21 protein-coding genes are annotated in these 22,514 nt (G+C 70.6%); 9 read left to right on the forward strand and 12 right to left on the reverse strand.

Translation table 11 applies throughout. From position 1 onward, the window contains the following. Positions 1 to 160 precede the first annotated feature (160 nt). From ACFVJS_RS13955 to ACFVJS_RS13980, 6 genes are all read right to left on the reverse strand, one after another. Positions 161 to 1,081 (reverse strand): intradiol ring-cleavage dioxygenase, encoded by a 921-nt coding sequence (locus tag ACFVJS_RS13955; protein ID WP_378880965.1) that lies wholly within the window; start codon positions 1,079 to 1,081, stop codon positions 161 to 163. Positions 1,082 to 1,170: 89 nt separating this feature from the next. Further along, positions 1,171 to 2,814, reverse strand: coding sequence for an amidohydrolase (locus ACFVJS_RS13960; protein WP_378880968.1), 1,644 nt, complete (start codon positions 2,812 to 2,814; stop codon positions 1,171 to 1,173). Beyond that, positions 2,814 to 3,647 carry an ABC transporter permease gene (locus ACFVJS_RS13965; RefSeq protein ID WP_378880971.1) on the reverse strand — a complete coding sequence of 278 codons (834 nt, stop codon included), beginning with the start codon at positions 3,645 to 3,647 and terminating at the stop codon, positions 2,814 to 2,816. Before ACFVJS_RS13965 ends, ACFVJS_RS13960 begins: the two co-directional genes overlap by 1 nt. Next, positions 3,644 to 4,573, reverse strand: a complete 930-nt coding sequence (locus ACFVJS_RS13970; RefSeq protein ID WP_378880974.1) for an ABC transporter permease — start codon at positions 4,571 to 4,573, stop codon at positions 3,644 to 3,646. Before ACFVJS_RS13970 ends, ACFVJS_RS13965 begins: the two co-directional genes overlap by 4 nt. Further along, the gene (locus ACFVJS_RS13975; RefSeq protein WP_378880977.1) at positions 4,566 to 5,768 is read right to left on the reverse strand and encodes a spermidine/putrescine ABC transporter substrate-binding protein; all 1,203 of its coding nucleotides are present in this window, start codon (positions 5,766 to 5,768) and stop codon (positions 4,566 to 4,568) included. The genes ACFVJS_RS13970 and ACFVJS_RS13975 overlap by 8 nt, the downstream gene beginning before the upstream one ends. Then, the gene (locus ACFVJS_RS13980) at positions 5,765 to 6,895 is read right to left on the reverse strand and encodes an ABC transporter ATP-binding protein (RefSeq protein ID WP_378880980.1); all 1,131 of its coding nucleotides are present in this window, start codon (positions 6,893 to 6,895) and stop codon (positions 5,765 to 5,767) included. Before ACFVJS_RS13980 ends, ACFVJS_RS13975 begins: the two co-directional genes overlap by 4 nt. Positions 6,896 to 7,049: 154 nt before the next feature. On the opposite strand from ACFVJS_RS13980, the gene ACFVJS_RS13985 reads away from it, so the two are divergent. Genes ACFVJS_RS13985 through ACFVJS_RS13995 form a run of 3 tightly spaced genes read left to right on the forward strand, consistent with a single transcriptional unit; the run spans position 7,050 to position 9,298 of the window. Beyond that, positions 7,050 to 7,856 (forward strand): Nif3-like dinuclear metal center hexameric protein, encoded by an 807-nt coding sequence (locus tag ACFVJS_RS13985; RefSeq protein WP_378880983.1) that lies wholly within the window; start codon positions 7,050 to 7,052, stop codon positions 7,854 to 7,856. A gap of 42 nt (positions 7,857 to 7,898) precedes the next feature. Continuing rightward, on the forward strand, positions 7,899 to 8,615 hold the full coding sequence (locus tag ACFVJS_RS13990) for a zinc ribbon domain-containing protein (protein WP_378880988.1): 717 nt from the start codon (positions 7,899 to 7,901) through the stop codon (positions 8,613 to 8,615). Beyond that, entirely contained in the window at positions 8,612 to 9,298 is a 687-nt protein-coding gene (locus ACFVJS_RS13995) for a histidine phosphatase family protein (protein WP_378880991.1), read from the forward strand. Before ACFVJS_RS13990 ends, ACFVJS_RS13995 begins: the two co-directional genes overlap by 4 nt. A gap of 86 nt (positions 9,299 to 9,384) precedes the next feature. On the opposite strand, the gene ACFVJS_RS14000 is transcribed toward ACFVJS_RS13995, so the two are convergent. Next, positions 9,385 to 9,675: a GIY-YIG nuclease family protein gene (locus ACFVJS_RS14000; RefSeq protein ID WP_378880994.1), complete on the reverse strand. Its 291-nt coding sequence runs from the start codon at positions 9,673 to 9,675 to the stop codon at positions 9,385 to 9,387. 99 nt (positions 9,676 to 9,774) lie between these two features. After that, complete coding sequence (gene yaaA / locus ACFVJS_RS14005) at positions 9,775 to 10,551, reverse strand: peroxide stress protein YaaA (protein WP_378880996.1); 777 nt, start codon at positions 10,549 to 10,551, stop codon at positions 9,775 to 9,777. Positions 10,552 to 10,652: 101 nt separating this feature from the next. Here yaaA and ACFVJS_RS14010 point away from each other — a divergent pair, with 101 nt between their 5' ends. The 4 genes from ACFVJS_RS14010 to ACFVJS_RS14025 all read left to right on the forward strand — a co-directional run bounded on the left by ACFVJS_RS14010 (position 10,653) and on the right by ACFVJS_RS14025 (position 17,655). After that, entirely contained in the window at positions 10,653 to 12,116 is a 1,464-nt protein-coding gene (locus ACFVJS_RS14010; RefSeq protein WP_378880997.1) for an RNB domain-containing ribonuclease, read from the forward strand. Positions 12,117 to 12,297: 181 nt separating this feature from the next. Then, on the forward strand, positions 12,298 to 13,581 hold the full coding sequence (locus ACFVJS_RS14015; RefSeq protein WP_378881000.1) for a hydroxyacid-oxoacid transhydrogenase: 1,284 nt from the start codon (positions 12,298 to 12,300) through the stop codon (positions 13,579 to 13,581). 82 nt (positions 13,582 to 13,663) lie between these two features. Next, complete coding sequence (locus ACFVJS_RS14020) at positions 13,664 to 14,875, forward strand: multidrug effflux MFS transporter (protein WP_378881003.1); 1,212 nt, start codon at positions 13,664 to 13,666, stop codon at positions 14,873 to 14,875. Positions 14,876 to 14,940: 65 nt separating this feature from the next. Beyond that, complete coding sequence (locus ACFVJS_RS14025; RefSeq protein ID WP_378881006.1) at positions 14,941 to 17,655, forward strand: DEAD/DEAH box helicase; 2,715 nt, start codon at positions 14,941 to 14,943, stop codon at positions 17,653 to 17,655. 49 nt (positions 17,656 to 17,704) lie between these two features. Here ACFVJS_RS14025 and ACFVJS_RS14030 read toward each other — a convergent pair whose 3' ends face one another. Further along, entirely contained in the window at positions 17,705 to 18,454 is a 750-nt protein-coding gene (locus ACFVJS_RS14030) for an SGNH/GDSL hydrolase family protein (RefSeq protein ID WP_378881008.1), read from the reverse strand. Positions 18,455 to 18,598: 144 nt separating this feature from the next. Here ACFVJS_RS14030 and ACFVJS_RS14035 point away from each other — a divergent pair, with 144 nt between their 5' ends. Then, positions 18,599 to 19,825, forward strand: coding sequence for a sensor histidine kinase (locus tag ACFVJS_RS14035; RefSeq protein ID WP_378881011.1), 1,227 nt, complete (start codon positions 18,599 to 18,601; stop codon positions 19,823 to 19,825). 8 nt (positions 19,826 to 19,833) lie between these two features. Next, a complete protein-coding gene (locus ACFVJS_RS14040) occupies positions 19,834 to 20,511 on the forward strand; it encodes a response regulator (protein WP_378881013.1) in 678 nt (225 codons plus the stop codon). A 9-nt stretch (positions 20,512 to 20,520) separates the two neighbouring features. Here the strand turns inward: ACFVJS_RS14040 and ACFVJS_RS14045 are convergent, their stop codons facing one another. The 3 genes from ACFVJS_RS14045 to ACFVJS_RS14055 all read right to left on the reverse strand — a co-directional run. Beyond that, entirely contained in the window at positions 20,521 to 21,072 is a 552-nt protein-coding gene (locus ACFVJS_RS14045; protein ID WP_378881016.1) for a DUF4822 domain-containing protein, read from the reverse strand. Between the two features lie 99 nt (positions 21,073 to 21,171). After that, positions 21,172 to 22,038, reverse strand: coding sequence for an alpha/beta fold hydrolase (locus ACFVJS_RS14050; RefSeq protein ID WP_378881019.1), 867 nt, complete (start codon positions 22,036 to 22,038; stop codon positions 21,172 to 21,174). Positions 22,039 to 22,163: 125 nt separating this feature from the next. Beyond that, positions 22,164 to 22,514: HNH endonuclease signature motif containing protein (locus tag ACFVJS_RS14055; protein ID WP_378881022.1), on the reverse strand; the 351-nt coding region annotated here is incomplete at its 5' end.

A 22,514-nucleotide genomic window follows, 5' to 3' on the forward strand; every position in this document is an offset into this window, starting at 1 on the left:
AGTCGGCGCATCTGTCCCGCGAGCTTGGGACAGTCGCGCCGGCTCGACGGGTTCTGTCGGGACAGTCGCGCCGACTCGGCGGGTTCTGTCGGGACAGTCGCGCCGACTCGGCGGGTTCTGTCGGGACATTTGCGCCGGCTCGGCGGGTATTGGCGGGACATCAGCGCCGAGTCGGGGGTGCGGCGCCCATGGTGGCCTCGGTGGTGGTGTCGACGGCGACGGTCAGCGATCCCTTGAACCCTGCGGCGACGCTGCCGGTGAAGGTGCCCATCTCGAGGTCGTAGCCGTCGCTGAAGACGTTGTCGGTGCTGAGGCTGACCTTGGTCAGGTTCTCGGCCGAGCCCTCGTAGGCGTCGTCCTGGTAGACCGTGGTCAGCATCTTCTCCGGAAAGGCGACCTGCGAGGTCGCGATCGCGTTCTCGCCGGTCGTGGCCGAGTCGGCGTCGGGGTAGACCTCGAAGTGCATGTGCGTCCAGCGGCCGTCGTAACAGCCCGGGACGATGGTCTTGAAGGTCACCTGACCCTTGGCGTCGGCGACCTGGACACCGCGGAGGTACGTCTCGTCCTCGACGCCCTCGGAGTACATCGAGTAGCGGCCGAGCGCGTCGCACTGCCACAGATAGACCGCGACGCCCTCGAAGGCCGCGTTGTCGTTGACCATGTCCGTCACCGTGAAGGTGAACTCGAGCGGCACCCCGTCGACGGTGGTGCGTCCGTCGAGGCTGGTGGTGATGTCGCTGCGTACGATCCCGGACTCGGTCAGCACGTTGGTGCCGTTGGTGCCGTCGGCCGGGTAGGGGCCGTTGGTCTCCTGCGGGATCTCGCCGTCAGCGGTCGTGGACGCGTTGGAAGCGGAGCCGCCCGACGAGCCCGATGAGCCCGACGAGCCCGCCCCACAAGCGGCCATGGCGGCAGCCCCGAGGCCGACTCCGAAGAGTCCGAGGACCCGGCGACGGGTCAGCAGCGTCGAGATGTCGAAGCCGGCACCCTGGTCGACCACCTCTTCCTCCGGGCGGGCAAGCAGACGACCTTCAAAGGCGGGGCCTTCAGGGGTGTTCTCGGGTTCGGGTACGCGGCTCATGGTCCACTCCTGGGTCGTCGGGTCTGCTGCGATGACCTCACTCTCGCGACCCAGTCCGTCCAGAGCATCTGCGTGACCTGTGCGCCGACTTAGAGTCGATGCACCTCGCGACCGTCGGCGTACGTGCGGGTCACCTGGGTCCTGCCGAGGACGGTGGTGTCCTCGTCGAAGATGTCGTGGTCGACCACGACGAGGTCGGCGGCGTACCCGGTCTCGATCCGGCCGGTGGATCCCTCCAGGCGGTTCAGGTAGGCGGTGCCGGTGGTGTAGCCGGCGAGGGCCTCGGTGACCGACAGCGCCTCCTCGGGCAGCAACGGGGCGGCGTCGGCGGGCTGGTCGGGGGAGCGGCGGTTGACCGCGACGTGCATGCCGAGCAGCGGCGCCGGGTCGGAGACGGGCCAGTCGCTCCCGCACGCGATCCGGGCACCCGTACGCAGCAGCGACCCGAAGACGTACTGCTGTTCGCGCGCGGCCGGTGCCAGGAACGGCAGGGTCAGCACCTCCACCGCCTCGTCGAGGCAGGCCCACAGCGGCTGGATGTTGGCGGTGACCTCGAGCTCGGCGAAGCGCGCGACGTCGGCCGCGTCGACGACCTGGACGTGGGCCAGATGGTGGCGCAGCCCGCTGGGTCCGTTGGCCGCCCGTGCGTGCGCGATCGCGTCCAGGCTGTCGCGGACCGCTCGGTCCCCGAGGGCGTGGATGTGGGCCTGGAAGCCGTGGGCGTCCAGCGCAGCAACGTACTCGGCCAGGGAGTCGGCCGGGATGAAGGAGAGTCCGCGGTTGTCGGTGACTTGGCCGTGGGTGTCCAGATAAGGAGAGAGCATCGCGGCGGTGTGGGTCTCGCAGACGCCGTCCTGCATCAGCTTCACACTGCCCGCGTCCAACCCCGCCTGCGCGGCAAGAGAGCGCCGCTCGATGAGCGAGGGCAGCTGCTCCAGGCCACGGTCGCGGTCCCACCACTGGGCGAGGACGACCTTAGCGGTGAGCGCGCCGGAGTCTCGGGCGGCGATGTAGGTCGGCAGCGAGTCGGGCATGCCGAGACCGTCGCCGACGAGCGCGTCCTGCCAGCCCACGATGCCGACGGAGTGCAGATGGCGCTGCGCGGTCAGCAGCGCCTCCATCAGGTCGTGGGAGGTCGGGGCGGGGATCAACGAGCTGACCAGTGCCATCGCACCCTCGTGCAGCGCGCCCGTGGGCCGGCCGGAGGCGTCGCGCTCGATCCGCCCATCGGCCGGGTCGGGCGTGTCGGCGTCGATCCCGGCGAGCTCGAGCGCGCGGCTGTTCACCCAGGCGGAGTGGTGGTCGCGGTTGGGCAGGAAGACCGGCCGGTCGGGGAGCAGCCGATCGAGAGGCGACGCGCTGGGCACGCCTCCTGGGAAGGAGTCCATCGACCAGCCGCCGCCGGTGATCCAGGCGCGCCCCGGGTTCGCGGCGGCGTAGGCGCCGATGGCGTCCAGATACTCCTCGAGCGTGGACAGACCGGTCAGGTCGCACTGGTTCATCTCGAGCCCAGCCTGGACGGGGTGCACGTGCGAGTCGTGGAAGGCGGGCAGCACCCAGCGGCCGTCGAGCTCCTCGACGACGGTCTGGGGGCCGACGAGCGAGTCGAGCGACGCGCCGACGGCAGCGATCCGCCCGCCCCGTACGGCCAGGGCCGCGTCCTCCCAGCGGCCCTCGCGCAGCACCCGGCCCCCGCGCAGCAGCAGCTCCGCGGGGAGAGCCCGTCCCCCCATCAAGCCACGGCCATCGTGTCGGTGACCGAGGACCCCGAGCGCTTGAGCACCCGCGCCACCAGGCCGAGGACCAGGAGCGTGAAGACCAGCAGGATGGTGGAGACCGCGGCGATCTCGGGCTTGAGACCGGAGCGGACCGAGGAGAGCACGTAGACCGGCCACGAGGTCGTGCCGGAGACGTTGATGAACGAGGAGATCACCGTGTTGTCGAGGCTCAGCGTGAAGGCGAGCAGCCCGCCGGCCAGGACCGCCGGGCCGACCAGAGGCAGCGTGACCTTGAAGAACGTCGCCACCGGCCGCGCGTAGAGGTCCGCCGACGCCTCCTCCAGCGACGCGTCCAGCCCGACGAGGCGGGCGCGGACGATGTAGGTGACCACCGCGGTCGCGAAGAGCGAGTGCCCGATCACGAGGCGTACGTAGCCGTTGTTGAACGGCAGCAGCGACCAGTCCTGGCCGAGCGTCACGAACCAGGGGAGCAGCGCGATGCCGTCGACGATCTCGGGGGTCACCGAGACCAGCAGCAGCAACAGCGTGAACGGGCCCGTCCAGCGGCCCGGGAACCGGGCCATCGCCATCCCGGCCAAGGTGCCGAGCGCGCTCGCCAGGAGGGCGGCGATCACGGCGGTCTGCAGGGAGACGGCGACGGTGTGGCGTACGGTCCGCCGCTCGATGATCGCCGTGAACGGCTCCAGGCTGAAGCCGTCCCAGGCGGTGAGCAGACGGCCGCCGTTGAAGGAGTAGATGCCGATCACGATGATCGGGGCGAACAGGAAGACGAAGACCAGCGTGGTCCACACGCCGAGCGCGATATTGGTTCCGGACGGCCTGCTCATGCGGTCGCCACCTCCTTCCTTCCGAGGGTCTTCGTGCCGATGACCAGCCTGCTCCGTCGCCCGACGAGCCAGCCCACGCCCCACATCAGGGCGATGGCGAGCACGACCACGAGCATGGTGAGCAGGATGAGGACGACCGCCATCGCCGAGCCCAGCGCCCAGTTCTGCGCGGTCAGGAACTGGCTGGCGATCAGCGAGCCGACCATCGTGCCCTTGGCGCCGCCGAGGACGGCCGGGGTGACGTAGTCGCCCATCATCGGGATGAAGACCAGGATGACGCCGGCGATGATGCCGGGACGTGCCAACGGCAGCGTGACCTGGAAGAACGTCCGCACCCGGCCGGCGCCGAGGTCCTTGGACGCCTCCCCGAGCGCGGTGTCGACGCGGTCGAAGGCGACGTACATCGGCAGGATCATCAGCGGCAGATAGTTGTAGATCAGGCCCAGCAGCACCGCGCCACGGGTGTTGAGCAGCGCGTGCGGGTCCGAGACCAGCCCGACGTCGGTCAGGAACCCGGCGAGGGCGCCCTCGGAGGACAGGATCACCTTCCAGCCGATGGTGCGGATCAGGAACGAGGTCCAGTAGGGCACCATCACCAGCGCGACCAGCAGCCCGCGCCGGTGTGCGGGGACCTTCAGGGCCATGAAGTACGCCGCCGGCAGCGCGATCAGCACGCACGCGATCGTCCCGACCACGCTCATCCACAGCGTCGCCCGGAAGATCGTGAAGAAGGTCGGGCTGAACGCCTCGGCGTAGCGGTCCAGCGACATCACCGCGTTGCTGTGGGTGCCGAACATCCCGGGCTTCTCGCCGAGGCTGAACCACGCGATCTGCAGGAACGGCACGACGAAGAAGACCGTCAGCCACAGCCACGCCGGGACGGCGAGGACGAACCCGGGAAGCCGGCTGGACGCGCTCCTAGGCACTGGCGGCGGCCTTCAGCTTGTCGTAGACCTCCGTACGCCGGTCCTGGGCCTCGTTGACCGCGCCGTTCTTCATGGTGGCGAGCTGCTCGTCGGTGAAGAAGATCATCTCGGGCAGCTCGACCTTGCGTTCCTTGGCCATCTCCTCGATGCCCTGGATGCCGGTGTTGTAGCCGATGTAGTCCATCTCCAGGAACGAGTTCTCCGGCTCCAGCACGTAGTCGATGAACGCGTGGGCAGCCTCGGGGTGGGGTGCGCCGGTCGGGATGCACCAGTTGTCCATCCACAGCTCGGTCGTCGGGCCGGGGAGGACCCACTTCCAGCGGTCGGGCTGCTTGTGCTCGAGGATGCCGAGACGGGAGTCGCCGTTCCAGTTCTGCATCAGCGCGAAGGTGTTCTGCTGCATCGCGCCGGTGGCGGGGTAGGAGTCGAAGCCGGCGATGTGCGGCGCCCACTTCTCGACGGCCTCGGCCTCGTAGGCGTCGTAGTCGGCCATGTCCTCGGTGTTCCAGTCGATGCCGTTGGCCCAGAAGTAGAGGCCGGAGACACCCTGCGGGTCGTCGAGCAGGGAGGTCCTGCCCGAGGCCTCGTTCTGCATCGCGTCGATGAAGTCGTTCCAGGTGACCAGGTCGCGCTTGATCACGGTGGTGTCGTAGACGAACCCGGTGGTGCCCCAGCACTTGCACACCGAGTACTCGTTCTCCGGGTCCCAGTCCTGGCCGAGGAACTGCGGGTCGACCTTGGACATGTTGGGGATCAGGTCCTTGTTGAACGGCACGATGATCTCGTTCTCGATCAGCTGCGGGATGTAGACGCCGGTCGGCACCACGATGTCGTAGCCGCTGGTGCCCTTGGCCGCGACCAGCTTGGAGATCAGCTCCTCGTTGGAGCCGTAGGAGTCCAGGGTCACCTTCGGGCCGGTCTTGCCGAAGGCGTCGATCACCTCGGGGGAGTCGTAGTCGCCCCAGGTGTAGATCGAGAGCGACTTCTCCACCGGGCCGCCGGTCGCACCCGCGCCCGGCTCGACCGCGCTGGACGCGCCGCCGCCCGAGCCACAGGCGCTGATCGCGGCGGAGGCTCCGGCGAGCGCCGCCAGGCTGAGGAAGTGGCGCCGCGAGAGCTCCCGGCGGATCGCTCGCGCGCCCGCATGGCTGGCCAGGATGCGTACGTTGCCGTTCTTGTCTACAGGCTTGCTCACTGCGGGCTCCTAGCGGTGGTCGGGTCGGACGGGGCATCGAGGGGGAAGAGGCGTACGTCCTCGGCGGCCCAGCCGCAGAGGACCGGGTCGCCGGGGGAGAGCCGGATGGCGCCGTGGGTGGGGCGGCGGATCAGCAGGCTGGTCTCGTCGGTGACCTTGACGAGGTACTGGATCACCTCGCCCAGCGGGGAGACCTGGAGGACCTCGCCGGCCACGGAGTTGAGACCCTCGGTCCGGGTCCCGGGCTCGATCGAGATCAGCTCGGGGCGGATCGCGGCCTGGTGGGGCTCGCCGGGCTTGCCGTCCGGCTTCGCGGGGCCTTCGACGACGACGAAGGGGGTCTCGACGGTGGTACCGTCGGCACTGACCTCGCCGTGCAGGAAGTTCTGCTGACCGACGAAGCCGGCGACGTACGCGCTGGCGGGCTGGTTGTAGACGGTGTCGGCGTCGGCGAGCTGCTCGATCCGCCCGGACCGCATGATCGCGATCCGGTCGCTCATCGCGAGCGCCTCGCCCTGGTCGTGGGTGACGAAGACGAAGGTGATCCCGAGGCGCGACTGGAGCAGCTTCAGCTCGACCTGCATCTCCTCGCGCAGCTGACGGTCCAGGGCGCCGAGCGGCTCGTCGAGGAGCAGGACGCTGGGGCGGTTGACCAGCGCCCGGGCGAGCGCGACGCGCTGCTGCTGGCCACCGGAGAGCTGGGTCGGTGAGCGGTCGGCGAAGTCGAGCATCCGCACCATCCGCAGTGCCTCGACGACGCGCTCCCGGATCTCCGCCTTCGGGGTCTTGCGCTGCTGCAGGCCGTAGGCGACGTTCTCTGCGACCGACTTGTGCGGGAATAGCGCGTACGCCTGGAAGACCGTGTTCACGTCGCGTTGGTAGGGCGCGAGCCGGACGACGTCCCGGCCGCCGATCACGATGCTGCCGGAGTCGGGCTTCTCGAAGCCCGCGATCATCCGCAGTGTGGTGGTCTTCCCGCAGCCAGAGGGGCCGAGCAGCGAGATGAACTCGCCTGCCCGGATCTCCAGGTCCAGGCCGTCGACCGCCGTGGCCTGGCCGTAGGTCTTGGTCAGGCCGCTGATGGTCACCGAGCCGGAGGATGGGTCCGGGGTAGCTGTCGTGGTCATCGCTGCTCCAGTCGATTGTTCACTTAGCGCTGCATTCCACCACAAGATCCGGCGAAAAGTACGGAATCGGTTGTAAAAGAACGGTTACGAACTGGATTCCGTGCCGGGGGTTGGTGCTGGCCGTGGCTCCGGTGGCGGGATCTAGGGTTACACCATGCCGACCTCGCCGACCCCGCCGACACTGTCTGCCGTCACCTCGCTGCTGGACGACTGGTATCCGCCCGCCACCGCCGACGACTGGGATGCCGTCGGGCTGGTCTGGGGCGAGCCCTCGCAGCCGGTCTCGAAGGTGCTCCTCGCCGTCGACCCGACCTTCCCGGTCGCGGAGGAGGCGGCCGCATGGGGTGCGGACCTGGTCGTGGTCCATCATCCGCTCTTCCTCAAAGGTGTGCACGGTTTCGCGGCGACGACCCCGAAGGGACGTACGCTCTCGACGCTGGTCTCCGCGCGGTGTGCGCTGCTCACCGCCCACACCAACGCCGACCAGGCCATCGGCGGTGTCTCGGAGTCGTTGGCGCTCGCGCTCGGGCTGACCTCGCTGCGGCCGCTGATCCCGGGGGTGACCCCTGAGATCGGCACCGGCCGCGCCGGGACGGTGGAGCCGACCACGCTGGGCGCCTTCGCCGAGTCCGTGGCCGCGGCGCTGCCCGCCACCGCGGCGGGGATCCGGGTCGCCGGCGACCTCGATCGGCCGGTCTCCTCGGTGGCGCTGTGCGGCGGCGCGGGTGACTTCCTGCTCGACCAGGTGGCTGCGTACGACGTCTATGTCACCAGCGATCTGCGCCACCACCCGGCCTCGGAGTTCTGTGAGAAGGGCGGTGCGCTGATCGACATCCCGCACTGGGCGGCCGAGTGGACCTGGTTGCCGGTGCTGGCGAGGCGACTTCGGGAGGCATTCGGGGATACGGTGGAGACCCGGGTCTCGGAGATCGTCACCGACCCGTGGACTTTGCGATTGTGAATAGCTGAGGAGAATCCGCTGAAAGCCGACCCGTTCGCCCAGGTGAAGCTGCTCGACGTCTGTGAGCTGGACTCGCGTGCGCTCCAGCTGCGCCACCGCCGTGCGCATCTGCCGCAGGCCGCCGTCGTGGCGGAGCTGCAGGCATCGAAGAAGACCACCGACGATGCCGTACGCGACGCCCGGGTCACCCGCGACGACCTCGAGCGGGTGCAGAAGAAGGCCGACGCCGACGTCGAGGCGGTCAAGACCCGCCGCCGGCGCGACCAGGAGCGGATGGACTCCGGGGCGATCAGCAGTGCCAAGGATCTCGAGCGCATGCAGCACGAGCTCGCCACCCTCGACCGCCGGATCTCGGTGCTCGAGGACGAGGAGCTCGCGGTCATGGAGCAGCTCGAGGAGGCCCAGGCGACCGTGACCCGGCTCGAGGCCGAGCTCGCCGAGGTCACCGAGAAGCTGGCGGTCGCGGTCGACTCCGTCGACGTCGAGACCTCGAAGATCGACGCCGAGCTCGCCGCGGTCGCCGCGGAGCGGACGCCGGCGCTCGAGGGCATCCCCGAGGACCTGCTCGCCCTCTACGACCGGCTGAGCGCCAAGCTCGGCGTCGGTGCGGCCGAGCTGCGCGCCCGCCGCTGCGGAGGCTGCAACCTCCAGCTCGACCCTGCCGAGATCTCCCGCATCCGCGGGCTCGCCGCCGACGAGGTCGTCCGCTGCGAGGAGTGCTCCCGCATCCTGGTCCGCACCGCCGAGTCGGGTCTGTGAGCGAGAAACCCGCCCGCGGCTGGGGAGCCGGCGCTGAGGCGACCACGCTCGTCCTGGTGCGTCACGGGGTCACCAGGCACACCGCCTCGAAGGCGTTCTCCGGCGGGCTCGGCGGCGACAACCCGCCGCTGACCCAGGAGGGCCGCGAGCAGGTGCTGCTCACCGCGGAGTGGCTCAAGCCGCTGACTCCCGCGGTCGACGCCGTGGTCACCTCGCCGGTCCTGCGGGCCGCCGAGACCGGTGAGATCCTCGCCGGCACGCTCGGTGCCCGGCTGGTCGAGGAGCCAGGGTTCGCGGAGATCGAGTTCGGCAAGTGGGAGGGGCTGACCTTCGCCGAGGTCGCCCAGCAGTACCCCGACGAGATGAAGGCCTGGATGGGGGCGACCGAGGTCGCGCCGCCGGGCGGCGAGTCGTTCGACGCCGCCCAGGTCCGAGTGCTCGACGGGCTCTCGCGGGTGCTCGAGGAGCACGCGGGCAAGACCGTCGTGGTCACCTCGCACGTCTCGCCGATCAAGCTGATCGTCGCCCACGCGCTCGGCACCCCGATCGGCGGTGTCTTCAACATGGAGCTCTCGCCCGCCTCGGTCACGGTGGTCGCCTTCTACGGTGACGGCCGCGCCTCCATGCGCCTCTTCAACGGCCTCCCGGTCGCCCGCGACCCCTTCGCCACCGGCACCTTCTGACGCCGAGTCGGCTCGTCCGACGGTGGCCCCCGCTGGTCGAGCCGCCGGAGCCGCTAGGCGGAGGCGTGTCGAGACCAACACAGTCCCTATGGCGACCGTTTGCCACGACGGCGGGCAAGGTCGTGGAGCCGGCCGAGATCGCCTGCAATCAGGGCCTCACGTTTGGCCCGGCTCCATCCCTGGACCTGTTTCTCACGTTCATAGGCGCCGAAGATCGTCTGATGCTCTTCGGCGTACGCCAGGGTCACCGGCAGACGTCGGACGGTGAACTCGGCACCCAGGCCGGCGTTGTGCTCGGCGATTCGTCGCTCCAGGTCGTAGGTGCTCCCGACGTAGAGCATGTGATCGCGGCAACGGAGTATGTACATGTAAGGCATATCCCGATTCTGGGCGTGACCACCGACAGTTTCGCGGCGAGCGACTGTGTTGGTCTCGACACGCTCGCTGGCGCTCGCGGCTCGACCGACGGTGGGGAGTCAGATCTCGGTGACGACGACGTCGAGCTGGGTGCCCTTCTTCGTGGGCGCGCCTTCCTCCACGGTCCAGCCGAGGTCGCGGAAGGCTTCGGCGAGCTTGGCGGGGGTGCGGGGGTTGGCGCCGGACTCGAGGAGGGCGCGGACGAGGCGGCCCTTGGTGGCCTTGTTGAAGTGGCTGACGACCTTGCGCTGGCCGTTGTGCTCGTGGAGGACACGGACGGTGGCGGTGCGGGCAGTCACCTCGTCGGGGCGCCAGAAGGCGGCGTACGTCCCGGACCGGAGGTCCACCAGGAGGCCGTCGCCGAGTGCCTCGGTCATGCCGGCGCCGAGGTGGGCGCGCCAGTGGGCCTGGATGCCGCCGATGCCGGGGAGGGTGGTGTCGCCCGAGAGCCGGTACGCGGGGATGCGGTCGGCCAGGCCGACGAGGCCGAACACGGAGCTGGTGACCATGACCCGGCTGGTCGCGCGGCGCTTCGCGGCCGGTGACAGCGTCGCGGGGGAAAGGGCGTCGTAGAGGACGCCGGTGTAGATCCGGTCGGCACGCGCGGTCGGCGCCTCGGTCAGCCCGGCGTTCAGGGTGACGAGCTCGGGCTGGGTCTTCGGGATGCCGAGGATGTCGACGGCCTCGTCCGGGCGCGTGGTGCACAGCTCGACCAAAGCGTCGATGACCTTGGCACGGGCCGGGTTCAGCACCGGCAGGTGGAGGTCGTCGAGCACGAGCGGGTTGCCGCGTACGGCCGCGGTCTTGCCCTCCGAGGGCGGCAGCAGGATCAGCACGGAGACTATGGTGCCGTCAGAGACGGTGATGGGCCGAATGCGGCGCCGCCGCGCACGACGAACACGGCGTCGCACAGCCCGTAGCCACTACAGTTCGGGCCATGGGCTCCGCACGCATCATCCGGGTGGCCAGTGCCGACAACGGCGTCGCCGCCACCACGCTCCACGACGGGATCGCCGCGCTCCAGGCCGAGCTGGGGGTGAGCGCCGAGTTCCCGCCGGAGGTGGAGGAGGCGGCGGCCGCTGCCGCCGCCGACCCGAGGCTTCCGGAGCTGGACCGCACCGACCTCCCGTTCGTGACCATCGACCCCGAGACGTCGATGGACCTCGACCAGGCGCTCCACCTGGAGCGTGACGGTGACGGCTATGTGGTGCACTACGCGATCGCCGACGTTGCCGCCTTCGTCACGCCGGGCGACCCGGTCGACATCGAGGCCAACAAGCGCGGTGAGTCGCTCTACGCCGCCGATGCGAAGATCCCGCTCCACCCCAGGGTGCTCTCCGAGGACGCCGCCTCGTTGCTCCCCGACCAGGTGCGTCCCGCGCTGCTGTGGACCCACACACTCGACGCCACCGGCGAGGGGATCGACACCTTCGTCGAGCGCGCCCTGGTGCGGTCGCGGGCGAAGCTCTCCTACGACGGTGTGCAGAAGATGTTCGACGGCGAGGGGTTCGGCGATCACGACTACTCGACGTCGCTCGAGCTGCTGAAGGAGATCGGTGAGAAGCGGATCGCCCTCGAGGCCGCCCGCGGCGGGGTGAACCTGCCGCTGCGCGACCAGGAGATCTCAGTGGTGGGCGACCAGTGGTCGCTGGAGTATCGCGACCTGCTGCCCGTCGAGAACTGGAACGCCCAGATCTCGCTGCTCACCGGCTTCGCGGCGGCGGACCTGATGGTCTACGCCCGCGTCGGGCTGCTGCGTACGCTCCCTGAGCCCGACCCCCGAGACGTCCAGCGGCTGCACCGCACCGCTCGCGCGCTCGGGCTGGAGTGGCCCGCGGAGATGCTCTACCCCGATTTCATCCGCTCGCTGGACGGCAAGAACGGCAAGCACGCGGCGATGGCGATCGCCTGCACCCGGCTGCTGCGCGGGAGCGGGTACGCCTCGTTCAACGGCGAGCTCCCCGAGCTGACCCAGCACTCGGCGCTCGCCAACGAATACATGCACGTGACCGCTCCGCTGCGCCGCCTGATCGACCGCTACGCCGGGGAGGTCTGCCTGGCGCTCTGCGCCGACCAGCCCGTCCCCGAATGGGTGACCAGTGCGTTCGCCACGCTCCCCGACACGATGCGGGCCTCGTCGAGGACCAGCGGCGCCTACGAGCGCGGCGTGGTCGACCTCGTCGAGGCCGGGCTGCTGTCCAAGCGGGTCGGCGAGACGTTCGACGCTGTGATCGTCGAGGTCGACGACGAGGACAAGCGGAAGGGCGCCATCACGGTCGAGGAACCCGCCATCGAGGCGGGGGTCACCAGCCAGTCGGCGCTGCCGTTGGGCGAAGAGGTCCAGGTCCGGCTGGAGGCCGCCGACGTCGTCGCCCGGAAGGTCAGCTTCACCGTCGCCTGACCTGCCGGACGTACGTCGGTCAGGAGCTCAGCTCGTCGAGCGGTACGTGGTCTCCGCGTGTCGACGGCGAATGTTATCAATAAAGATTAGTGAAATACATGACGTAATACGATCGGTCTCTCGAGACGTTTGTGCACTCCGCACAGTGATGCGAGTGAGGGCCGGTGGATATCGTGCGCTCATGACGCACGCCACACCCGAGACCGTGTTCACCTATGGCTCCCCACAGCTCAAGTTCGGCACCGGCGCATCGGCCGAGATCGGCTACGACCTGGCGTCCCTGGGCGCCCGCCGCGCCCTGGTGGTGACAGACCCCGGCATCTCGGCGACCGGGCTGCCGCAGCGGGTGGCCGAGCAGATGAAGACGTACGACGTCGAGGCGGTCGTCTTCGACGGCGTCCATGTGGAGCCGACCGACGAGAGCATGCGGGCCGCGGTGGACTTTGCCCGCGAGAACGGGCCGTTCGACGCGATCGTGGCGGTCGGGGGTGGGTCGAGCATCGACACCGCGAAGGCGGTCAACCTGCTGACCACCAACGACGGCGACCTGATGGACTATCTCAACGCACCGGTGGGTCGCGGACTCGCGCCGGCCAAGCCGCTGCTGCCCCTCGTCGCGGTTCCGACGACCACCGGGACCGGTGCGGAGTCGACGACGGTGTGCGTCCTCGACGTGCTGTCGCTGAAGGTGAAGACCGGGATCTCGCACGCACGTCTGCGGCCCACGCTGGCCGTCGTCGACCCAGACCTGATGATGACCCAGCCGGCCGGGGTGACGGCCGCTTCCGGGATGGACATCCTGTGTCACGCGCTGGAGAGCTACACGGCTCGCCCCTACACCTCCTACGAGCGCAAGGAGCCCGCCCAGCGGGTGCCCTACTGCGGTGCCAACCCGATCTCCGACATGTGGTCGGAGAAGGGGCTGTCGCTGCTGGCCGGCTCGTTCCGTCAGGCTGTCGCGCACGGCGACGACACCCTCGCCCGCGGTGACATGGCGTTCGCGGCGACCTTTGCGGGGCTCGGCTTCGGCAACGCCGGGGTGCACATCCCGCACGCCTGCGCCTATCCGATCGCCGGGCGCGTACGGGACTTCCACCCGACCGACTACCCCGGGGACGAGCCGCTGGTGCCGCACGGGATGGCGGTCTCGCTGACCGCTCCGGAGGCGTTCCGCTACACCTTCGACGCCGCTCCTGAGCGCCACCTCCGTGCGGCCCGTCTGCTGGCTCCCGGCTTCGACGAGTCTCAGGAGGAGCCGCGCGACCTGCTGCCCCGGGTGCTCTCCGACCTGATGCGCGACATCGGGATCCCGGCGGGGATCGGTGAGGTCGGCTACGTCGCCGGCGACATCCCTGACCTGGTCGAGGGCGCGCTCAAGCAGCAGCGGCTGCTCGCCACCGCGCCGAAGCAGCCGTCGGCGGAGGACCTGACCGGGATCTTCGAGAGGTCGATCACGCTCTGGTGAGGAATGCGCGGCGGGGCTGCGACGTTCGGTTGGTTGTCTTCTTCAACTGTCTTTCAACCACACTCTTCCGGAGGTCCACTCGGTGACGTCAGTCCCGCCGCGGCTCTTGCTCGCACTCGCCCTGCTCTCGGCATCCGCGCCGCTTGCGATCGACTTCTACCTACCCTCCTTCCCGCAGATCGGCTCCGACCTCGGCGCCGCCGCGAGCAACGTCCAGCTGACCCTCACCGCCTTCCTGATCGGGCTCGCGCTCGGGCAGATCGGCTGGGGCCCGATCTCGGACCGGTTCGGACGGCTCAGGCCGCTGCTGATCGGATCGGTCGTGGCCGCGGTCGCGGGCGTGCTGGCCGCGCTGGCACCGACCGTCGAGCTGCTGATCGCGGCCCGCTTCGTCCAGGCGCTCGCCGCCGCGGCGGGCATCGTGATGGCGCGGGCGATCGTGGCCGACGTGCTCCACGGCTTCGCCGCCGCCCGGGCGATGTCGATCATGATGTCGATCAGCGGGATCGCGCCGATCCTGGCGCCGGTGATCGGTGGCGCCATCGCCGGGTTCGTGCCGTGGCGCGGGGTGCTCGGGATCGTCGCCGCCATCGCCGTCCTCCAGGTGGTCGTGGTGCTCCTGGTGATCCGGGAGAGCCTGCCGGTCGAGCGGCGGAGCAGCCGGATCGAGTACGCCGACCTCGGCCGCCTCCTCGCCAAGCCCGCCTTCCTCGGCTACACGCTGACCCAGTCGCTCACGTTCGCGACCCTGATGACGTACGTCTCCTCCTCCTCGTTCCTCTACCAGTCGGTGATCGGGACGTCGGCCGCGGTCTACGGCATCGGGTTCGCCGTGAACGCCGCCTTCCTGACCGTCGCCGGGCTGGTCTCGGCGCGGCTGGCCAAGCGGCAGGTGCACCCGGCCCGGATCATCCGCTCGGCGCAGCCGGTGATGGCCCTGGCGGCATTGTCGGTGCTGGTCGTCGCGCTGTTGCCGGTGCCGAAGGTACTCATCCTGCTGCCGATCGTGGTCGTCACCACGTCCGTCGGCCTGATCATGGGCAACACCGGCGCCCTGGCCATCGAGCAGGCCCGTCCCTCGGTCGGTGCCGGCTCGGCGCTGATGGGCGGGATCATGTTCCTCGGTGGCGGCCTCGCCTCGCCGCTCGGTGCGGTCGCCGGTGAGCACACCGCGGTGCCCCTGGCGATCACCATGGTGGTCACCTCGGTCCTCGGCGCGGTCACCTTCGCCCTCGCCCGGCGCTCGGTCGCCCGCAACCCGGAGTCGGAGGCGGCCTTCGCCACCGCGGCCTAGCAAGCCTGCCGAGACGTCCGTCGGCCGACGCGGGTGACGCCTCGGCGCTGGCTAGGCTTCGCGGGGTGAAGCTCCGTGTTCACCAGCAGCGTGCGCTGTCGGCGTTGAGCGCCGCCTGGGAGGCGGGTCGGTCGCGGGCGTGGGTGGTGCTGCCACCGGGGGCCGGGAAGACGCTGGTCGGGCTGGAGACGGCACGCGAGGCGATCGCGGACGGGGCGAAGGTCGTGGTGCTCAGCCCCAACACGGCGATTCAGGGGCAGTGGCTGAGGCAGGCGGCCGTGCTGGGTCTGTCGGCGTCGTCGTCGCGGGAGATCGACGCGCCGCTGACGTCACTGACCTACCAGTCGGTCGCGGTCTTCGGCGACCCCGACGACGAGGCGGAGACCGGGGAGAGCCACCTGGCCAGGCTGCACGACAACGGCCGGGCCCTGGTCTCTGCGCTACGTGGCGCCGGGCCGCTGCTGCTCGTGCTCGACGAGTGCCACCACCTGCTCGAGGTCTGGGGCGAGCTGCTGGGCGAGATCCTGCAGCTGCTGCCGGATGCGCGGGTGTTGGGGCTGACCGCCACCCCGCCCGAGGCGCTCACCAAGGAAGAGTCCGCGCTGGTCGGGACGCTGTTCGGAGAGATCGTCTTCTCCACCTCGATCCCGGCGGTCGTACGCGAGGGAGACCTGGCGCCGTTCGCCGACCTGGTCTGGTTGACCACGCCGACGCCGGGTGAGCGCGAGTGGCTGCGGGGGAGCGCGGAGCGGTTCGAGGAGCTGCTCACCGCACTGACCTCAGCCGACCTGGGCAGTGTGCCGTTCCTGACCTGGCTGGATCGGAGGTTCGTGGCGCGGTCGGCGGGTGCGCCCTCGTGGGCCGAGCTCGCCAAGGCGTCGCCGGATCTCGCCACCGCGGCGCTGCGAGCCCACCACCGCGGGCTGCTCGGCCTGCCTGAGGGAGCGACTCTCACCGAGGTCCACCGCCGCGACCCGTCGGCCGAGGACTGGGTGGCGCTGATCGGCGACTGGGTGCGCGGACATCTGCTCACGTCCGAGGACGCAACCGACCAGGAGGCACTGGCCGCGATCAAGCAGGCGCTGCCCGCGGTCGGCTACTCGCTGACCCGGCGCGGCATCCGGGCCGGGCGCTCGCCGGTCGACCGGGTGCTGGCGCGCTCGGCGGCCAAGACGACCGCGACCGCCGCCATCGTCGACCACGAACGCCTCGCGCACGGTGCCTCGCTGCGGCTGCTGGTCGTGACGGACCATGAGCGGGCCTCGGCCACGCTGCCGGTGGACCTGCGTGGGGTGATCGCCGAGCAGTCCGGCTCCGCGCGGGCGGTGCTCGCGACCCTGTGCGCGTCCCACGACGACGTCCTGCTGGTCACCGGCGCCACCGTCGCCGGGCCGCCGGCGACCCTCGCCGCGCTGGTCTCGCACATCGCCGAGACCGACCACGCGCTGGCCGAGAGCCTGGCGGTCGAGAAGGAGGAGGCGTACGCCACGCTGGTGGGGCGCTGGACGAGCAGGCAGTGGGTCGCGCACGTGACCCAGTTCTTCGAGGCCGGCGGCTGCCGGGTGCTCGTCGGAACCCGCGGCCTGCTCGGGGAGGGTTGGGACGCCCGATCGGTGACCGGGATCGTCGACCTCACCGCGGCCACGACCACGACGGCGGTCGTGCAGCTGCGCGGGCGGTCGCTGCGTACGGATCCGGAGCGGCCCGACAAGGTCGCCGTCAACTGGACCGTGGTCTGCGTCGAGGAGGAGCATCCGCGCGGCGACAACGACTGGAAGCGGCTGGTCCGCAAGCACACCGGCTTCTTCGGCGCCGACGAGGACGGCTCCGTCGTCGACGGCGTCGGCCACATCGACGAGTCCTTCTCCCCGTACGCTGCCCCGTCGGAGTCCGACTTCGACACCATCAACGCCCGCATGGTCGCCCGCTCGGAGGGCCGCGCGGCGATCCGGGAGCGATGGCGGATCGGGGAGCCGTACGCCGACGTCGCCGGCCGCACCGTCCGGGTCCGCCTCCGCCGGGCCGGTGCGCTGCGCGCGCCGGCAGGGGTCGTGCTCGCACCCCGGCCGCCGGGGTTCCGGCTGCTGGAGGGCCGCGTGCCGGAGTGGCGGCTGCCGGCGAAGGCCGTCCTCGCGCTCGCGGCACTGCTGAGTGCCTTGCTGGTCGCGGCGGTCATCGCCGGAGGCGGTGGCGCCGCGGCGGCTCTCGGAGGGGCGGCCGGCGGTCTGTGGGCGCTCTGGGCGGCGTACGTCTTTCGCGACGGCACCCGGATCGCCTCCCAGCTGCGACGACGACCGAGCGTCGGAGCCGTCGGCGCCGCGGTCGCCGACGCACTGCACACGACCGGCCAGACGTCGGCAGGAGCCGATGCGCTCGAGATCGCGGTCGACTCCGACGGCAGCTACCGCCTCCACCTGGCCGGCGTACCCGAGGCCGACTCGGTGCTGTTCGCGACCTCGTTCGAGGAGGCGCTCGCGCCGATCGCCGCGCCCCGCTACCTGGTCTCACGCCCGGTCGTCGGCGACCTGGACCCGCTGGCGCGGCTGCGGCTTGGAGTCTCTGGCCGCCATGCCGCGGAGGCCGAGACCTGGCACGCCGTCCCCACCGCCCTTGGCCGCCGCGCTGCTGACGCGAAGGCGTACCGCGCCGCCTGGGAGCACTGGGTCGGCGGCTCCGGCCTGCTCTACACCGGCTCACCCGAGGGCGCCGGCCTCCTGGCCGCCCAGCGAGGATCAGACCCCTTCGACGTCACCGCCGTGATCCGCCGCCACTGGTCCTGACCGTTCGTCCACGCCGAGGGCTCGGCCGACGTACCTGACGCCTCGGCTCTCAGCCGGCGATCGGGGTCCAGGTGGGGAACTTGGCGGTGCGGCCGTCGCCGGAGGAGCGGCCGGTGAGGCGGCGGTGGATCCACGGTCCGACGAACTCGCGGTAGTAGGCCAGGCCCTTCTTGCCGGCCGCGGCCTCGAAGTCCAGGTCCCACCAGCCCTCGGGGACCGCGACACCCAGCGAGTCGAGGACGCGGGCGGCGACACGGTGGTGGCCGCGTGCGTTCATGTGGAGCCGGTCCTCGGACCAGAAGCGACCGTCCATGAGGGTCGTGTCGGGCCAGTTGTAGGCGCGCACGATGTCGTCGCGGTGGGCGACCCGCTGCTCGACCAGGTCGCAGAGCTCGTCGCCGCGGCGCTGGAAGACCTTGCCGAGGGGAAGCCGGGCCGACGGGTTGGCGCCGGAGAGCAGGATCAGGGTGATCCCGTTGGCGTCGCAGGCCTCGAGCACCGGCTGGAGCTGGTCGGCGATCGCGTTCGCGTCGGCCTTCGGGCGAAGCATGTCGTTGCCGCCGCCGTTGAAGGAGAGGTGGGTCGGCTTCAGGGCCAGCGCGGCGGGGAGCTGCTCCTCGACGATCGGGCGGATCAGGCGCCCGCGGATGGCGAGGTTGGCGTACTCCACCCGGGTCCCCGAGGCCGCCCAGCCCTGGGCGACCAGGTCGGCCCAGCCGCGTACGTGACCGTCGGGCATCTCGTCGCCGACCCCTTCCGTGAACGAGTCACCGATCGCGACGTAGCGCACTGCCTCCACGAGTCCTCCAACCCCAGTCATCCAACCCAGTAACCGATGCCAGATCCATTGCCAGCCTCTGGATCCTAGTCCGCCCGGGGTCTGACCGTGACATCCGTCCCCGGGCTGACGTCGCGACCGCCTCGGCTCCTCTACGGTGGGCCTGTGGAGGAGTTGGAACGCCCCTGGCGGCTCGGCCCGCGTGGGCGGTGGTGGTTCGACGTCCTGCTCGCCGGCAGCCTGTTCCTGATCATCCCGTTCTACGCGATCCAGGTCATGCTCGATGGGGGCGCGGCGCGCGACGTCGACAGCACCAGCCACGTCGCCGACCTGGTGCTCGTGGTGGTCCAGCTCGTGCCCCTGCTGTGGCGCCGCCGGCACCCGGTGATCGTCTACGCCGTCGTGGCTGGCGCCTGCGGCCTGCAGGTGCTTCTCATCGACTACCCGTTGGTCTCACAGGTCTCCTACCCGATCGCGGTCTACTCGGTGGCGCGCTACGCACGCCCGCGCTGGGGCCTGGCGGCGCTCGCGGTGGGCCTGTTCGGCTCCGTCCTCGGCACCCACGACTGGATGAGCTCGGTCGATTCCAGCTCTGCCGGCGAGCCGCAGGACGGGATCAACTGGAGCACGTACGTCCCGGTCGCGCTCTCGCTCGCGACCTTCCCGGTCGCCGCCTGGGCGCTGGGCGCCCTGGCCCGCACGAGAGCGGCGTACGTCGACTCGCTGATCCAGCGCAACGAGCAGCTGCGCCGCGAGGCGGAGCAGCGCGCCGAGCTCGGGGCGACCCAGGAGCGGGCCCGGATCGCCCGCGAGATGCACGACGTCGTCGCGCACGGGCTGAGCGTGATCGTGGTCCAGGCCGACGGTGCGCGCTATGCCGCCGAGCAGGATCCGACCCTGGCTCCCAAGGCGCTGGAGACCGTCGCCCAGACCGCACGGGAGGCGCTGACGGAGATGCGGCAGCTGCTCGGGCTGCTGCGCGACGGCGACGCCCTGACCCGCCCGCAGCCGCGACTCGGCGACATCGCGACGCTCGTGGAGGAGACCCGGGCCGGCGGGATGGACCTGACCGCGACCCTCCCCGAGCCCGGCCTCGCCGTGCCCGAGGGGATCGCGCTGACCGCCTTCCGGGTGGTGCAGGAGTCGCTCAGCAACGTACGCAAGCACGCCGGTCCGGGCGCCGCGGCCAAGGTCACCGTGACGGCCGGGAGCGGCAGCCTCGAGATCGAGGTCGTCGACGACGGCCGGGGCGCCGCCGCCGATGCGCGCGAGTCCGGCGGTCTCGGCCTGGTCGGGATGGAGGAGCGGATCACCGCCCACAACGGAACGCTCGAGACCGGCCCGGCGCCCGGCGGCGGCTTCCGCGTCTACGCGAGACTCCCCTTGATATGACTGGCGCTATGACTGGCTCCACGATCCGCGTCCTTCTCGTCGACGACCAGGAGCTGGTGCGCGCCGGCTTCCGGATGCTCATCGACTCCCAGCCCGACCTGGCCGTCGTCGGCGAGGCGGGCGACGGCCAGGAGGCCGTGGCCGCGCTCACCCAGGACGGCACCGAGGCGGACGTGGTCCTGATGGACGTACGCATGCCGCGCATGGACGGGGTGGAGGCGACCGGTCTGATCGCCGGCCGCGAGGGCGCACCGCGGGTGATCGTGCTGACCACGTTCGACCTCGACGAGTACGCCTTCGCCGCGATCCGGGCGGGCGCCGCGGCGTTCCTGCTCAAGGACGCCCGCCCCGAGGATCTGCTCGCCGCGATCCGCACCGTGCACGCCGGCGACTCGGTCGTCGCGCCCAGCACCACTCGGCGCCTGCTGGAGCACTTCGCCGCCGCCGCACCCTCGGCCGCCGTACCCGCAGCCACCGAGCAGCGGCTGGCGGGACTGACCGAGCGTGAGCGCGAGGTGCTCACGCTGGTCGGCCGCGGCCTGTCCAACACCGAGATCGCCGAGACCTTCGTGGTCGCCGAGGCGACCGTGAAGACCCACGTCGGTCGGCTGCTGGCCAAGACCGGTTCTCGTGACCGCGTCCAGCTCGTGGTGCTGGCCTACGAGAGCGGGCTGGTCGGCCGCTGACCCCGGGCTTCAGTTGGTGGGCTCGGCGTGGTCCGTGGGCGTGTGGACGATGTCGTAGTAGACGGACGTGTCGTTCTCGTCGGGGAAGACGCGGTAGGTGAACTCGTCCTCGGTCAGGGTGACGATGTCGGAGTCGCGCTCGAACAGCACCTCGCCGGCCTCGTCCTTCGCGACGATGTGGCGGGTCTTGCCGTCCTCGGTGACGGTCCAGTCGCCCTGCATCTTCGGGGTGTCATCGAGGTTGTACATCGTGAAGGTGCCGTCGGCGTCGAAGTAGGCCCAGCCGACGAAGGTCGAGACGTTCTCGTCCTCGAGAGGTACGTCCTTGCCGTCCTGGTCCACCGCGCCGGTGGTCTCCCACGCGGTCGAGGCGAGCACCTCGGACGGGGTGGCGGTCTGGGCCGACTCGGCGGCCTGCTGGGACGTACCGGCCTGCTCGGAGCCGGAGGTGGCACCGTCGTCGGTCGCGCCACAAGCGGCAAGGACAGCAGCGGTGGCGAGGGCGGCCACGGAGGTGGCGACGAGACGGACGGGCTTGGCGGAGATCGAGAAGTTCTTCATGCCTCAACGATCGCCTGATCGCGGCCCGCAGCCATCTGGCAACGGGCCACGATCGGATAGCCGATCGGATGATGCCGCGACCATCCGCGAGGTGTCCGATCAGGCGTCGTCGAGGATCTCGCGAAGCTTCGCAGCGAACGCCGCGGGATCGTTGTCGGGCGACATCGGGCTCATTGCGAACCCGCCATGGTCTCCTGGGAACACCTCGGGCTCCACGCCCAGCTCCGTCGCCAGCGCCTCACCGCCTCTGCGGGCCAGCGTGCCTTCCCACTCGGCCCCGGTCGCGGGCACGATCCGGACCGACGAGGCACGCAACGCGGCGAGGTCGGGCTCGAAGGGAGGCATCGCCAGGTTGCGGCTCAGCAGGGCGTCGTCGCGGCTGCCGTCGTCCTCGGTGGGAAGGCCGAAGGCGGCAGGATCCGGAGCCGGCCTGTCCAGATAGTCGTCTGGAAGCGGACCCGTATGCATGACCAGCTGGATGAACTTCGCCATCGCGGGGCCGTAGCCCTCCCGCTGGTAGGTCGCGACGATGTCGTCGCTGACCCGCAGGGCCATCTCGCGGTCCTCGAGGATGGTGGACAGCGGCGGCTCGTGCGCCACGAGTGTATGGACGTCACCGGGGTGTCCGACGATCCAGTGCAGCGCGAAGGCTGCTCCGCCGCTGGAGCCGAACGCGTCGACCGGCCCCAGGCCGGAGGCCTCGACGACGCGGTGCATGTCCTCACCATGGAGCTCCCCGGTGACCGTGCCATCGGGCGTCAGCGTGCTGCGCTCGGCGCCGCGCGGGTCGTACGTGATGACCGTGCGGTCGGTGAAGTGGCTGATCAGCTGTTCGAAGCCCGAGGCCGCCATCGGCGAGCCGAAGACGAACAGCGGTCGGTGCTCGCTCGACGTCTCGGGTTCGTGGACGTCGTAGGTCAGGACGGCGCCGGGCGCCTCGACGGTGCTGGTGGTCACCTTGGTCATCGGGGCCTCCTTCGGGTGCCTCGATGATCGTGCTGCCGCGACGCGCGCTCGTCAAGCACTCCCGTCGCCGATCCTCCATCGCTCAGGGGCGGCGGGCGAACCTGATGGTGCCGTCCGGTAGTCGCTCATGGGTATAGGCCGGGTTGTGCGCCAAGCCTGTGATGATGCGGGCAGAGCAGGGCGCCGTCTTTGAGGTTGGTCTTTCCTCCGGTGGCCCAGGGTTCGAGGTGGTGGGCGTCGCACCATTCCGGCGGCATGTCACAGCCTTCGGCCTGGCAGCACTTGGCCTGTAGCCGGAGTGCCTTGCGCTGGATCGGCTGGAAGAGCCTGCTGGCTCGGCCGGCGTCGAGGACTTCGCTGTCGCCGCCCAGCACCCAGGGGATGATGGTGGCGTTGCACGCCATCTTGCGGGCCTCCGCAGCGGAGATGGTGGTGCCGTTGGTCTCGTCATAGCCCAGAGTCGCGACACCGAGGTC

Origin of the sequence: Nocardioides sp. NPDC057772 (genome assembly GCF_042798075.1) — a bacterium.
In the GTDB taxonomy this organism is placed as follows: Bacteria; Actinomycetota; Actinomycetes; order Propionibacteriales; family Nocardioidaceae; genus Nocardioides.